This is a genomic window from Enterococcus cecorum (assembly GCF_052119425.1).
GTDB classification, from domain to species: Bacteria; Bacillota; Bacilli; order Lactobacillales; family Enterococcaceae; genus Enterococcus_E; species Enterococcus_E cecorum_C.
In genome coordinates this window covers 1-14,510 of record NZ_JBQKFH010000049.1, presented here as the reverse complement: position 1 = coordinate 14,510, position 14,510 = coordinate 1, and the positions used below count along the sequence as shown (strand labels likewise).

14 protein-coding genes are annotated in these 14,510 nt (G+C 37.1%); 10 read left to right on the top strand and 4 right to left on the bottom strand.

The window, feature by feature from the left end; genetic code table 11:
• Positions 1-214: 214 nt before the first annotated feature.
• Positions 215-412 (bottom strand): hypothetical protein, encoded by a 198-nt coding sequence (locus ACTQZM_RS10490; RefSeq protein ID WP_441653727.1) that lies wholly within the window; start codon positions 410-412, stop codon positions 215-217.
• Between the two features lie 325 nt (positions 413-737).
• Between ACTQZM_RS10490 and ACTQZM_RS10485 the strand changes: the two genes are divergently transcribed.
• Positions 738-2,390 carry a phosphoenolpyruvate carboxykinase (ATP) gene (locus ACTQZM_RS10485; protein WP_047334927.1) on the top strand — a complete coding sequence of 551 codons (1,653 nt, stop codon included), beginning with the start codon at positions 738-740 and terminating at the stop codon, positions 2,388-2,390.
• Positions 2,391-2,458: 68 nt separating this feature from the next.
• Positions 2,459-2,671 carry a hypothetical protein gene (locus ACTQZM_RS10480; RefSeq protein ID WP_047242194.1) on the top strand — a complete coding sequence of 71 codons (213 nt, stop codon included), beginning with the start codon at positions 2,459-2,461 and terminating at the stop codon, positions 2,669-2,671.
• A 49-nt stretch (positions 2,672-2,720) separates the two neighbouring features.
• Here ACTQZM_RS10480 and ACTQZM_RS10475 read toward each other — a convergent pair whose 3' ends face one another.
• Positions 2,721-2,996: a hypothetical protein gene (locus tag ACTQZM_RS10475; protein WP_441653726.1), complete on the bottom strand. Its 276-nt coding sequence runs from the start codon at positions 2,994-2,996 to the stop codon at positions 2,721-2,723.
• Positions 2,997-3,188: 192 nt separating this feature from the next.
• Between ACTQZM_RS10475 and ACTQZM_RS10470 the strand changes: the two genes are divergently transcribed.
• From ACTQZM_RS10470 to ACTQZM_RS10450, 5 genes are all read left to right on the top strand, one after another.
• Positions 3,189-3,842, top strand: a complete 654-nt coding sequence (locus tag ACTQZM_RS10470) for a TetR/AcrR family transcriptional regulator (RefSeq protein WP_113783575.1) — start codon at positions 3,189-3,191, stop codon at positions 3,840-3,842.
• Positions 3,843-5,570: an ABC transporter ATP-binding protein gene (locus ACTQZM_RS10465; RefSeq protein WP_441653725.1), complete on the top strand. Its 1,728-nt coding sequence runs from the start codon at positions 3,843-3,845 to the stop codon at positions 5,568-5,570.
• A complete protein-coding gene (locus ACTQZM_RS10460) occupies positions 5,567-7,447 on the top strand; it encodes an ABC transporter ATP-binding protein (protein WP_441653724.1) in 1,881 nt (626 codons plus the stop codon). The genes ACTQZM_RS10465 and ACTQZM_RS10460 overlap by 4 nt, the downstream gene beginning before the upstream one ends.
• A gap of 123 nt (positions 7,448-7,570) precedes the next feature.
• Positions 7,571-8,305, top strand: coding sequence for an ABC transporter ATP-binding protein (locus ACTQZM_RS10455; RefSeq protein ID WP_248623998.1), 735 nt, complete (start codon positions 7,571-7,573; stop codon positions 8,303-8,305).
• Positions 8,302-9,513 (top strand): ABC transporter permease, encoded by a 1,212-nt coding sequence (locus ACTQZM_RS10450; RefSeq protein WP_441653723.1) that lies wholly within the window; start codon positions 8,302-8,304, stop codon positions 9,511-9,513. Before ACTQZM_RS10455 ends, ACTQZM_RS10450 begins: the two co-directional genes overlap by 4 nt.
• Before the next feature lie 54 nt (positions 9,514-9,567).
• Here the strand turns inward: ACTQZM_RS10450 and ACTQZM_RS10445 are convergent, their stop codons facing one another.
• Both ACTQZM_RS10445 and ACTQZM_RS10440 read right to left on the bottom strand, forming a co-directional pair.
• Entirely contained in the window at positions 9,568-10,824 is a 1,257-nt protein-coding gene (locus tag ACTQZM_RS10445) for a PTS sugar transporter subunit IIC (protein WP_171299435.1), read from the bottom strand.
• Between the two features lie 48 nt (positions 10,825-10,872).
• Entirely contained in the window at positions 10,873-12,000 is a 1,128-nt protein-coding gene (locus ACTQZM_RS10440; RefSeq protein ID WP_441653722.1) for a GNAT family N-acetyltransferase, read from the bottom strand.
• Positions 12,001-12,198: 198 nt separating this feature from the next.
• Here ACTQZM_RS10440 and ACTQZM_RS10435 point away from each other — a divergent pair, with 198 nt between their 5' ends.
• From ACTQZM_RS10435 to trmB, 3 genes are all read left to right on the top strand, one after another.
• Positions 12,199-12,777 carry a DNA-3-methyladenine glycosylase I gene (locus ACTQZM_RS10435; RefSeq protein ID WP_441653721.1) on the top strand — a complete coding sequence of 193 codons (579 nt, stop codon included), beginning with the start codon at positions 12,199-12,201 and terminating at the stop codon, positions 12,775-12,777.
• A 103-nt stretch (positions 12,778-12,880) separates the two neighbouring features.
• Positions 12,881-13,660 (top strand): phosphotransferase family protein, encoded by a 780-nt coding sequence (locus ACTQZM_RS10430; protein WP_113783582.1) that lies wholly within the window; start codon positions 12,881-12,883, stop codon positions 13,658-13,660.
• 81 nt (positions 13,661-13,741) lie between these two features.
• On the top strand, positions 13,742-14,392 hold the full coding sequence (trmB, locus tag ACTQZM_RS10425) for a tRNA (guanosine(46)-N7)-methyltransferase TrmB (RefSeq protein WP_113783583.1): 651 nt from the start codon (positions 13,742-13,744) through the stop codon (positions 14,390-14,392).
• The last annotated feature ends 118 nt before the right edge of the window (positions 14,393-14,510 follow it).

The window sequence follows — 14,510 nt, the reverse complement described above, 5'->3', positions numbered from 1 at the left end:
TTTCTTTCAACCATTCCAAATTCTTGAGAAGCTGATAGCACTGGTAAATCAATATGACCCTTTTCTGAAATCGTAATAAATATTTCCTTTGCTTTCCGCTGTTTCCAAGCAATTCTGTACTAATTTTGGCTAATTGTTTGTGTATCAAGCCAGATTTAACTAGAAAATTTGCAAAATTATTTATATAATAGCCTACATTTTATTAACTGTAGAACTAAAAATTTTCTCGATCTTGAATTTTTAATTGCTGCCTACCATCTTCCAAAAAATCATCTGAAAACATTTCTAAACTAGCTAAATTAGAACATTCATTTTCTAAGAGATTGCTTTGTGTTACTTTGATTTTTTCTTTATACTTATTAATCTGTTTTGAGTGTTGAGATTCATTTTTCTTGTGTGTTAAATCACACATATTATCATCCTTCTTTCTAGCTTTAATATATTCAGGTAATGAGATACAGTCAAATAGTATACGTTTAAATAAAATACCAACCTCCTTGTGAAGTAATTTTCGTTGTATTATTCCTTATTTTTTCGTTATCAGGAGAAAAGCAGATTATTAAGTAAAATCAATACCCTTGAATTTTGTATTTAGGAAATTTGTGTCATTTGTAAAAAAATTATTTAGATTTTGTAATTATTTTCAGATTATCCGTGCATTTTAAAAATAAAATAGTATAATAGTAACTGTAAATGAAAAGGGTTTCATTGTAAAGTTCTGTAGGAGGTTTTGTAGTATGTCAACAATTCAACAATTTAGTCGTAGCGAAATTACCAAAGAGAACCCACGCTTTTCCCCATTTAAAGTGTTGGTAGAGTCCGCTTTTTATGGCAATCATGTGAGAAGCGTTCAAAATATTCAAGAAGCCTATGAAATGGCTAAGAATGCACCTGGAACAGTAGTGACTGATATGCCCATCTTACACGCCAAGGATTTAGGATTAGCTGAAGATACGAAGATTTTGGCTAATAATGATGGTGCTATCGTAGGTCGTACCGCAGCTGCTCGGGTCATTGTGACTGAACCCGGTATTGATCGTGAAGGGTATCGTCGTGTATTACGAGAAGCTGTCTATCAAGCTACTAAGCAAGAATTCTATAAGACAGAAGTAGTGGTGGGACTTGATGAAGAATTTATGGTTCGTAGCCATTTGATGCTACCAAAAGGCTTTGAAATGAACCTATACTCATATATGTTGAACTTCCAATTAGCGACTCAAGAATGGTTAGACAAATATAAACAATCCAAACCTTATCCAGAAAATGATATTTATATTTTTGCCAATCCAGAATGGTCTCATCCAGATTTTCCAAACGGACTTGCTTTATTTATGCCAGAAGCAAATGTGGCTGCCATCCTAGGTTTACGCTACTTTGGCGAATTGAAGAAAGCAACCTTGACTTTAGCTTGGGCAACGGCACATCGTAATGGCTTTGTGGCTTGCCATGGGGGAATGAAACAATATCACTTACCAGATAAGACCTTTACGATGGCAGCGTTTGGTTTATCAGGCTCAGGTAAATCAACCATCACTTTAGCTAAGCACCATGATGAAAATTCGAAAGTAGAAGTATTGCATGATGATGCGTTTGTCATTAATCGTGCGACAGGAAGTACAACTGCTTTGGAACCATCTTACTTTGATAAAGTGCAAGATTATCCATTAACCGATGATGCGGTGAATTATTTCTTAACTTGTCAAAATGTCGGTATTACCTTAGACGAAGAGGGTAAGAAAGTATTAGTCCTTGAAGATGTGCGCAATGGGAATGGTCGTACAGTGAAATCTCGTTATGTTACACCAAATCGTGTGGACCATCTATCTGAAAAAATTGATGCTATCTTCTGGATTATGAAAGATAATACGTTGCCACCAGTGATTAAAATCAATAATCCTACGTTGGCCGCTGTGTTTGGCTTGACTTTAGCGACTAAACGTTCGACGGCAGAAAACTTAGTCGGTAAAGTTCGCCGTGATCAATTGGTTATTGAACCATATGCGAATCCATTCAGAAGTTATAAATTATCTGAAGACTATCTTGCTTTCCGTGAATTATTCGCAAACCAACATACAGCTTGCTATGTATTAAACACAGATGAATTCAATGGTAAGAAAGTAACGAAAGAAGTCACTTTAGGAAGCATTGAAAAGATTATTGCTGAAAGTGGGGAATTCAAACCATTTGGCACGATTGAAGATGTAGAATACTTAGCAATTGATGGCTATCCAGTCGATTTTGAAGATAAAGCTTATTGTGAACGCTTAAAAGATAGAATGGAAACCCGTTTAGACTTTATCCAAGCGCAAGATCATCTAAAAGACGGCTATCATGCATTGCCTCAAGAAACAGCTGAGTTAATGCGTAAAATTGTCAATCAATTGAGTTAAAAGAAAAAGGCTATAGCTAGTTTAAGGGTTGTAATAGGTAGGTTGTAGCCGATTAAGAGGGAATAAAGATGTTACTTTTAGAAAAAATGATTATCATATTAACAATTATTACTTATTTGGCGAATTATTTAACCTATTTGTTTATGAAGCACAAAAAAATCAAAAATGGTTTTGAACGGTGCGCCTTATTTCTAGCAGTGAATATGAGCTTAATGCTTTTTGATGGCTTATTTGCTGTCATTGGCAAGATTTTATTTGATGAACTCTTGCTATTAGAATAAACAGGAAGAAAAGAAGTCCAGCGATGCAAGATGCTGCATCGCTGGACTTTTATTCGTCTTTGGCTTTTTTCCGTAATTGTAGGTAATATTTGATGCTGATGGCTATAATCAATATCCCTGAAAGTATTTGTGATAGACTCATTAACTTTTGTACAGTCAATAACCCTTCATCGGCCAAAAAGCCAGCTAACATTGAGGCACAAAGATGGATAAATAAAAACATCGCTGCATAGCCAAACACTTTGCCAGTGACTTCTTTTTGCGAGAATTGAATCACCATACCTAAAAGGCAAGTTCCCATAATCAGCAGTATCAGTGTTTCCATTATTTTCACCTACTTTTTTCTTTCATTATAGCAAACATCTGACTGAAAACGATTGAATGTCAGGTGTTTTTTATTTTTTTTGAAATTTTATCAATTGATTGAATTTTTTACTTGCAATTTTTTTCGTTTGGGTATATTATGACAAGGTGTCATGTGACAGAGTGTCATAAATAAACGAAATGAGGTGAGCCTATGCCTACAGAAACATTTTTGCATTTGCCCGAAGAAAAGCGCAAACGTATTACCGATGCTGCGATTCAAGAGTTTTCGCGTGTCCCATTAGAAGAGGCATCGATTGCTAATATTGTGAAAAATGCAGAAATCCCGCGAGGCAGTTTTTATCAGTACTTTGAAAATAAAGAAGATGTCTATTTCTATTGTTTTCAAACGGTTCAAAGTATTGGATTTGACTTCTTAAAAGAGATGCTGATTGAACAAAAAGGCGATTTATTTGCGGCTTATCGTGAATTTTTTAAACAGGCGATTCCGCATTTGTTTAATAGTGAGTATGCGAATTTCTTTAAATTTTCGTTTATGAATATGAATTATCGTTCTTCTAAAAAATTTACAGCGAACTTTCATAAACATCATCAGAAAATGCATAAGAATAAAGAATCGCAAAGTCAGATTTTTCAGCAGTATGTCAATTTTGATTTACTAGTTCTTGATTCTTTTGAGGATTTGGATTTGTTAATTCAAATGATTATGAATGCGTTCATTTCCAGTGTAGTAGAAGGGTATCGTAGTCAAAAGGATCAAGAAAAAGTGGATGTTCAAAAAATCATTACCCGCTATGAGAAAAAATTAAATTGGCTAGAGATGGGTGCTAGCAGAAAGGAACAATAGATGTTTAAATTAATGAAACGCGTGTCAGTCATGTCTGCGATTATGGCGTTTTTATTCATGATTGTCCAAGTCTTAGCGGATTTATATCTGCCTAATTTAACCTCTGATATCATTAACAATGGGGTAGCTAAAGGCGATATTGATTATATTTGGCATACTGGTTTTGTGATGATTGGTTTTTCATTAATCAGTATTGTAGCCGCGATTTGTAATACGTATTTTGCGACCCGTGAATCACAAAAATTAGGGAAGGAATTACGTAGTTCGATTTATGAAAAAGTGGAGCGTTCTTCTTTACATCAATTTGATAAATTCGGGACCGCTTCTTTAATTACTCGTACTACCAACGATGTGAACCAAATTCAATTGGTGGCGCAAATGTTTTTACGAATGATGATTAATGCACCGATTACCTTAGTCGGAGCGAGCTTTTTGGCTTATCGAAAAGATGCGGAATTAACCAAGATTTTCTTATTCGTGATTCCGATTGTCGTAGTCTTTATTGCCCTTTTGATGATTTTTGCCGTGCCACTATTTAAGAGCATGCAAAAGAAAACCGACCGCCTAAACTTAGTCTTTCGTGAAGTCTTAACAGGGGTGCGTGTCATTCGCGCTTTTAGAAAAGATGATTTTGAAAAGAAACGTTTTGATGATGCTAATACCGATTACACTCAAACGGCGATTAAAGTTAATACGATTGTAGCCTTTATGATTCCGTTTATGACTTTAGTAATGAGTGGGACGAATATTGCCATCACATGGTTTGGGGGACATTTGATTGCTGATAAGAGCTTAGAAGTCGGTAACTTGATTGCCTTTATGACTTATGCAATGCAAATTTTAATTAGCTTCATGATGTTGTCGATGATTTTCGTCTTGGTGCCACGTGCGCAGGCCTCAGCTGAACGTATTAATGAAGTGCTTGAATTACCAGACGATATGCCAGATGTTAAGCAACCTAGTGAAATTGCCTTAGCTGGTAAAAAGAGTGAACTTGCTTTTGAACATGTGAATTATCGTTATACTGGAGCTGAAAAGTTGGCCTTAGAAGATGTTGACTTTAAAGTATGTGCGAACCAAACTTTAGCTATTATCGGAGGAACTGGTTCCGGTAAATCAACCTTGATCAATCTGATTCCACGTCTATATGACATTGAAAGTGGTACGATTAAGATTAATGGTCAAGATATTAGTCAAGTGAAACAACATGATTTGCGTTCAGTCATTGGTTTCGTTCCACAAAAAGCCGTGCTATTTTCTGGTACGATTCGCGAAAATATGCAGTATGGTGCCCAAAATGCCAGTGATGAAGTGATTTGGAAAGCCTTAGAAATTGCTCAAGCGAAGGATTTTGTTGAAAAATTTGAGGATGGACTTGATCATCACGTTGAACAAGGCGGTAGCAACTTTTCTGGTGGACAAAAACAACGTCTAGCCATTGCCCGTGCGTTAGTGAAACAAGCTGATATCTATGTCTTTGATGATTCTTTCTCAGCATTAGACTTTAAGACTGATGCCAAATTACGTAAGGCATTGAAAGAACAAATGCATGATAAGATTAAAGTCATTGTCGCTCAACGGGTAAGTACGGTCATGGATGCGGATATGATTTTAGTATTAGATGAAGGAAAAGTAGTTGGTAAAGGGACCCATGATGAGTTACTTGCCAATAATACCACTTACCAAGAAATCGTTCATTCCCAATTAAGAGAGGAGGATTTGGCATGAGTGAAGAAAAACAAAAAAAACAAGCGCCACGACGTCCAGGTCACGGTCCGGGTCATGGCATTGGGGCAAAAGGTGAAAAACCTAAAAATTTCTGGAAGACAACCAAACGACTATTTGGCTACATGTCTAAGCGTTTAGTAGCGATTGGTGCGGTCTTTGTCTTAGCGATTCTTTCGGTCATTTTCCAAATCCAAACGCCAAAAATCTTAGGGAAAGCAACAACTGAAATTTTTAAGGGTGTGATGAAAGGTTATGCCCAAATGCAAATGGGACTAAAAATTGATAAGTTCCCAATTAATTTTGATAAAATTGAAAAGATTATTTTGATTGCGGTTGGCATGTATGTCATCTCTGCCGTCTTTAGTTTCTTACAACAATTTATTATGACGCGGGTTTCACAACGTACAGTGTATGAAATGCGTCGGGATTTAGATCATAAAATGTCACGTTTACCAATTTCATATTATGATACGCATACCAATGGCGATATCATGTCGCGGGTCATCAATGATATGGATAATATCGCGGCGACTTTACAACAAAACTTAACCCAATTTGTAACGAGTATCGTAACTTTAGTTGGGGTCTTATACATGATGTTAACCATTAGTTGGCAATTAACGCTAGTTGCCTTATCTACTGTGCCGCTTAGTTTGATTGTGGTGATGATTGTTGCGCCTAAATCGCAAAAATATTTTGCAGCCCAACAAAAGAGTCTAGGTTTGTTGAATAACCAAGTAGAAGAAACTTATGGTGGTCATACCGTTGTGAAAGTGTTCAACCATGAAGCCAGCGATAAAGAAGTTTTTGAAAAAGAAAATGAAGAACTTTATAAAGCTGGTTGGAAGGCACAATTTATTTCAGCGATTATTATGCCATTGATGAATTTCGTGAAAAACTTAGGCTATGTCTTTGTAGCTGTACTTGGTGGCGTACGTGTGGCTCATGGTGAATTACCATTAGGGGACGTCCAAGCCTTCTTACAATATACGAACCAATTTTCACAACCAATTACTCAATTAGCAAGTTTAATTAATACCATTCAATCAACCATTGCCTCAGCAGAACGGGTCTTTGAAGTATTAGACGAAGAAGAAATGCAAGATGTGCCAAGTGGGGTAGCTAAAGAAGAAAATTCACCTTATAAAGTCCGTTTTGAACATGTCCAATTTGGCTATACTGAAGACAAAGTGTTAATGAAAGACTTTAATTTAGATGTGAAACCGGGTGAAATGGTGGCGATTGTCGGACCAACCGGCGCAGGGAAGACGACCTTGATTAACTTGCTTGAACGTTTTTATGATGTTAAAGGTGGAAGTATCCGTTATGAAGGTCAAGATACCCGGGATATGACGCGTGAACAATTACGTAGTCACTTCTCAATGGTTTTACAAGATACTTGGTTATTTACAGGAAGTATTTATGATAATATTCGTTACGGCAATGAATCGGCAACCAAAGAACAAGTCATCGCCGCAGCCAAGGCAGCTCATGTAGATGAATTTGTCCGTAAGCTACCAGAGGGATACGATACGATTTTAAACGAAGAAGCAAGTAATATCTCCCAAGGGCAACGACAATTAATTACGATTGCCCGTGCTTTCTTAGCTAACCCAGATGTTTTGATTTTGGATGAAGCGACTTCTAGTGTAGATACTCGTACAGAAATCTTAATCCAACAAGCAATGAATCGTCTGCTAGAAAATCGTACAAGCTTTGTCGTGGCGCACCGTCTATCTACTATTCGCGATGCCCATAATATCATTGTGATGAATCAAGGTTCGATTGTTGAAACGGGTAACCATGACGCTTTAATGGCGAAAAATGGTTTCTATGCTGATTTATATAATAGTCAGTTCCAAGAAGAGTTGGCTTAATAGACGCAATTAGGTATCCAATGCGAATCATTTCGTGTTGGATATCTTTTTTTGCTTGAAAGTTCATGTTTTATTCATAAGATTTTTGTTATAATGAAGATAGTCTATTTTGGAGGATTTAAGATGACTTTAACAGTGAAAAATTTATCAGGGGGCTATTTTCAGCATCCTGTTTTAAAAGATTTAAATTTTGAAATTGAAAATGGGGAATTAGTTGCTTTAATTGGACTAAATGGTGCTGGGAAAAGCACGACTATCAAAGAAATTATCGGATTATTAAAACCTACAAGTGGAACGATTGAAATTGATGGTCTATCTTTAAACAAGTCCGCAAGTCAATATCGTCAAAAAATCGGATTCATCCCAGAAAGTCCTGTGTTATATGAGGAATTAACTTTAAGAGAGCATATTGAAGTGACGGCCATGGCTTATGATATTCCGATGGATGTGGCGATGCAAAGAGCAGATAAATTGCTAAAGACCTTTCGATTGGAGAAACGATTGGATTGGTTTCCGGCCAACTTTTCTAAAGGGATGAAGCAAAAAGTCATGATTGTTTGCGCCTTTTTAATCGAACCGAGCCTTTACATTATTGATGAGCCATTTCTAGGATTAGATCCTTTGGCGATTCATGCCTTGTTAGAGCTATTAAAAGAAGAAAAAGCAAAAGGCAAAAGTATCTTGATGTCTACCCATGTCTTGTCCACCGCTGAAAAATATTGTGATCGTTTTATTTTCTTGCATGAGGGACAAATCAAATCTCAAGGAACACTCGCCCAAATCAAAGAACAATTTGCTATGCCAGATGCTTCGTTGGATGAATTGTACCTAGCCTTAACATTGGAGGAAGCGCGATGAATCAGTTGTTTTCAAGCCGTTTAGCAAACCATCATCGCCAACTACAAAAATATTTACGCTATATTTTGAATGATAGTTTTGTCGTGATTTTAACTTTTTTATTTGGTGGTGCGACTTTATACTATTCACAAATCTTAAAACAATTGCCCACCCCTTTTTATCCAGGTCGTTTTGTGGCTTTAGCGATTTGTATTCTTTTGTTATTAGTCGGCAAGCTAGCTACTTTATTAAAACCGGCTGACCGACTCTTCCTCTTACCTAAAGAACAAGAGATGAATCGTTTTTTGGATCAAGCACGAAATTATTCGCTGATTTTACCGGCGATTGTCTTGGCATTTGGACTAGGATTTTTGATGCCCTTAATCAAAGTTTCGCTTGGCTGGGATTTAGTGAGATATCCTGTGGTTTTAGTCGGCCTCATTGGCTTAAAATTTGCGGATTTACAAGCGCAACGTCAAGCCGTTTATCAATTGACGAAACAAAAACGACAAATGGCGCGCACAGTTTGGTGGATAGGATCTATTTTGGCTTTAGTCGGTTTATTTTTTGTACATTGGCTTATCTTTTATTTGATGGTTCTTTTAGTCAACTTGCATTTTTTCAGTCAACAAAAACGCCTGAAAACGAGTTTGATAGATTGGGAATTTACCATTGATAGTGAGCAAAAGCGGATGTATCGGATTTATCGCTTTATTAATCTATTTACTGATGTACCGTTTATCGAAAGTAAAATGCGCAAGATGCGCGGGGCACAATGGCTGTTCGAGCGCGTTTCGAAAAAGCAAACACAGACTTATAGCTATTTGTTTATCCATCGCTTCATGCGTAGTGATGAGTATTTTGGTCAAGTCGTACGTCTATTACTCCTAGGAGGCGTTTGTCTGTTGGCGGTGGATGATTGGCGCTTTAGTCTAGTTGTTAGTGGCTTATTTTTATACTTAATTACTTTCCAAATAATCCCTTTGATGACGCAATATCAAAGTCAAGTGCTTACTAGACTTTATCCAGTAGCTAAAGAAATCAAAGAAAAGAACTTCTATATGATATTGCGTTGGACATTAAGTGTGAGTGCGTTGATTTTTGCATTAGTCAGTTTGCTGACTATCCAGTTACACCTAGTACCTTTTGTTATATTGGGAAATATTGTCATTGTAGTTATCTTACAGGGCGCGTATGTACCGATGCGTTTAAAGAAAATGCAATATTAAATAAGAAAGGACGTTGTCTTCAAATGTGAAAACAACGTCCTTTTTTTACCTTAATTATTTAGCGCTTTGTTCTTTTTGTTGTTCTTGCATCGTTGCCATGATGACGAATGGTGCATAGATTAAAGTAGAAACCGCTAAGTTCACAGCTGCTAAGATACCACCAGCGATACTCTTAGTAGCTAAAATGCCGCCGATAATTGGTGGTGTAACCCATGGTGGCATAACCGTTGCGGCTGGGACTAAACCAGCTTTTGTCGCAAAGTAAGCAATTGTCACACAGACCATAGGCGTAATGATAAATGGAATAAAGGTAATGGGGTTTAATACCAATGGCAAACCAAACATTAATGGTTCGTTGATATTAAAGATACCTGGGGCAGCGGCTAAGTTATTTACGACCATGTAAGGTTTATTTTTACGACCAAATAAGTAAATGGCAATGACTAAACCTAAAGTCACCCCAGTACCACCCATGTTTACGAATGAATCGATAAATGGTTTGTTAACGATATAAGGAGCAGCTTTTCCGGCTTCGATTGCTTTTACATTGGCTTCGATAGCAGGTGCGTTAATTGTTTGCATGAATGGATCAATCATATTTGCTCCATGTAGACCAAAGAACCATAAGAATGGCGTAATAAAGGCAATAAGTAAGGCTGAACCATAACTATTTGCCAAGCCCATAAATGGTTGTTGGACTAATTGATAGAAGGAAGCAAACATATCTTTGACTCCAAATGCGGCAATAATTGCTGCGACTAAACCAAAAATAGAAACAGTAATCATCGCAGGAAGCAAGGAAGCAAAGGCCTTAGCGACTGCAGGTGGCACGCCATCTGGCATTTTAATGACTAATTTAGGGTTATCGATTAAACGTGTAAAAATTTCGGCAGACACGATACCGACGATTAAGGCTACGAAAAGACCAGTTGAGCTCATACCACTAACTGCTGCACCTAGTGTAAAGAAGCAGGCTAGTGAAACAACCCCGGTAGCAACTGCATCTTTTTTATAGCTATAAGCGATATTATAAGCTAAAAGAAAGGCAATAAATACTGATAAAATTGCAAAAGTACCATTCCAGACGGCCCCACCAAATCCTTTCCAAGCTTCTCCGCCAAAGATGGAATTCATTAGATTTTGGAAGCCAGGAATTGGTAAGTTATTAATCATTACGGCTAGGGCACCCAAAATCATTAATGGCATAGAAACTAAGAAGGCGTCACGGATGGCCACTAAATGACGCTGTGATCCGACTTTAGAAGCTACAGGAATGAAATGTTTTTCCATAAATGCTGTAAACTTATCCATTATTTTTTCTCCTTTGCTAAGTTCTGTCAACGCTTGAGACATTGACAATTAATAATAATCAAAAAATTGCTGGTTGAATGAAGGTAATTTCAATTTGTGCGCTTTCGTACTTGCTTGTAAACGCTGGGTAAAAATTGCCTCATCCACAGTAAGCTCCCCTAGTAAGAGTGCGCTAAAGGTGGTGATATCTGCGCTTAAATCCGCCTCCTTAGTTGTTGTTTTTTGCCAACTATCACTATCATATTGCCAATAGCCGACATTTTGTGAACAGATATCATCTTGCGTTACCTGAATCACTAGGGAATTTAATGCTTCATATTGGGCGAGAATTTGCTCAATATGGAGTATGCGTTTCATCATGTAAGGACGAATCTTGATTTCAATACGCTTTTGTTCAGGAAAGAGCCATTCTAATCTTTCTTGGGTGCTCGCACAAATGGTCACTTCTTGAAAGGTCGATTGATGGGACTTAATGTACTGTAGGCTTGCTTTTAGCGCATTCAAGTGAAGGTAAATCAATTCTTCTACTTGAAAGGTGCTACCCATTTTACGATAGATGAGATAGCCTACTGGATGTGTCTCGTCATAAATTACGACATAAAAGCGATTAGGATAATAAATATGTAGTCTTTGCCACCACCAATCTTCACGCCAGAGCCCCCCTTGATGTGCTTTTTGATAAACGGTTTGGATATCTGCTAACAATTCCTCATAGCTGCCACGCTTTAAGGTCAAGTCATGCTGAAAATTGGTGCGTTCAAATGAGTCAAAACCAAAGCGATATTGTTTTTGATAAAAGGCTTCCTCAAAACCAAATTGGCGATAAAAGCCTGCCGAGAACGGAGCGAGTTGCGCATAGGCTACTTGCTTTTCATATAAATACTGCAAAACTTCGGCAAAAAGGGCTTTGATACTCCCTTGGCCACGATAAATTGGATCACTTGCTACATAACCTATACCCGCCATTTGTAGTTTTTGATGATTTAGATAACTTGGAAATAGATTAATCATCAGGCCATTGGTTAACTGGTCATTATGATAAGAGCCAAAACATAATCCGTGCTGATAACGGGAATGAAATTTTTCTTCATTTAAGACAGATGATGTTTTATCAAAAGCATAAGTGACTAAATTTGCAAAATCAGTCATCGCTTGTGTGGATTTGGGTAGTTGCATCTTGATTTCCTCCTTACGTCATCCATTATACTAGAAAGCGTTTACTTTTTAAAAGGGAAAATGGTATAAGTTTAAGTCATTGTAACAAATTTTGATTAAAGACTATACAAATCTATGAAACTGTTTGGAATTGTTCGATGAAAAAAGAAATAGTATTGACTTTAGTTTTTTAGTACAATGAACTTGAGGTGAATGAGGATGCAAAAATGTAGTTGGGCGTTGCAGAGTCCACAAATGCAAGACTATCATGATAAACGTTGGGGTATAGCTTGTCATGATGAGCGACTATTATTCGAATATTTAGTACTGGAAATGATGCAAGCGGGTCTTTCGTGGGCCATTATCTTGAAAAAACAAGCAGGCTTTAGACAGGCGTTTGATGATTTTGATGTTCAAAAAATCGCTACCTATAATGAAGAAAAAATTGCTGCTCTTTGTCAAAATCCAGCCATCATCCGCAATCGCATGAAAATTCAAGCAGTCGTTGCTAATGCACAGGCCTTTTTAGCATTGCAAGCAACATTTGGTAGTTTTGATGCTTATATCTGGTCGTTTACTGACTCTCAAGTGATTCATCATCAATGGCATAATGAAGAAGAAATTCCTAGTCAAGATGCACTTTCCCAAAAAATTAGTAAAGATATGAAAAAAAGAGGCTTTCGTTTTGTCGGTCCAACGATTATCTATTCCTATTTACAAGCAATTGGTGTCATCAATGATCATGTGTTGTATTGCCCATGTTATAAAGAGATTGTATCAGCCTCTCAAGTAAAATGAAATTGTGATGAAAATGCGTAACTGATTGTTTTTCAGCTATTGACGATTTTTATATAAGGGGCTACAATTATAGTTACTGTTAAAATGAAGGGAGTAAAATTTGATGGAGATTCGTGTTGATAATGAATGGCGTATGCAACCATTAAAAGGCGATACGGGTAAAGCATTTGTCGGCATGCGTGCAAAAGAAAAAGTCTTTATCAAACGAAATACCACTCCGATGCTTGCGGCGTTATCAAAAGAGGGAATTGCCCCTAAGTTAGTATGGACGAAACGCACGGGTTCAGGAGATGTTTTAACAGCACAAGAATGGTTAGATGGACGAATTTTACAAGCAGATGAAATTGGTAAACGCAATGATGTGATTGATGTATTATATCATTTACACCATTCACCTTCTTTAAAGTCCATGCTCCAAAAAACAGGGGGGCAACTTTTCCCACCTGAATTGATGTTGCAAAATTATTGTGAGAAGTTACCAAAAGAGATTGCCCAAAATTCATTTTTACAGATGGTGATTCGTTACTTACAAGAGCATATCCCGCTTTTTGATGTGCGTGATGCCTGTGTAGTCCACGGAGATGTGAATTATAAAAATTGGATTGTCTGCCAAAATTATCTTTATCTGGTAGACTGGGATTCGATTATGTTTGCCGATCCAGCAGTAGATATCGCGACCATCTTAGGATCTTATGTACCAGTTGCTAGTTGGAGTGCTTGGTTATTAAGCTATGGTATCGAGCCTGAAAGTGACTATATGGAAAAAATCTATTGGTATGCTTTATTGAGTATTTTACAAGAAATTAAAAAAAATGTATTAAAAAGTGATTATCGCCAGACCAACCGCGAAATTATCCAACTAAAAAGACTATATCGCTCTTAATAGACGGAATTCTCAAAAACATAGATTTCCGTCTATTTCTTTAGGAAGATAAAGTTGGCTGCGAAAAAGAAAGGAAAAAAGATGCGAGTTAGAAAACGTAAAGGGGCAGAAGAATTGATTTCATCTCATCCAGAATATGTGGTGGATCAAGCCCATACTTTTAAAGGAAAGTGGCATGAGCGCTTTGGCAATGACCATCCGATTCATATTGAAATTGGGATGGGAAAAGGCCAATTTATTACGGAAATGGCTAAGGCACATCCAGAAATTAACTATATTGGTGTGGAGATTCAAGTCAGTGTGGTCTCTTTTGCCTTAGATAAAGTTTTGGCTGAAGAATTGCCCAACGTACAATTATTGCATGTTGATGGATCAAGCTTGACAGAATATTTTGCAGATGGTGAAGTGGATCGAATTTATTTGAACTTTTCTGATCCATGGCCGAAAAAACGTCACGAAAAACGTCGCTTAACGTATAAGAGTTTCTTAGCTGTTGATGAGCAAATCTTAAAACCAGCTGGAGAAATCCACTTTAAAACCGATAATCAAGGCTTATTTGAATATTCCTTGGCTAGTTTTTCACAGTATGGGATGACAATTTTAAAAGTCTGGCTTGATTTGCATCATAGTGATTATGAAGGCAATATCATGACGGAATACGAAGAAAAATTTTCCAGCCGTGGACAAAGAATTTATCGTGTAGAAGCAAGATTTAATGGTAAACAGCTATAGTTGATGGAGTGTAAGCGTCCAATAACAAGGTGTATCGCATCTATCTAGTCCTCCAGTTATACTGTATTCAAACAGAAGATTGGAGGTTTTTTATGATGAAACAACCCATTGTCCCTCT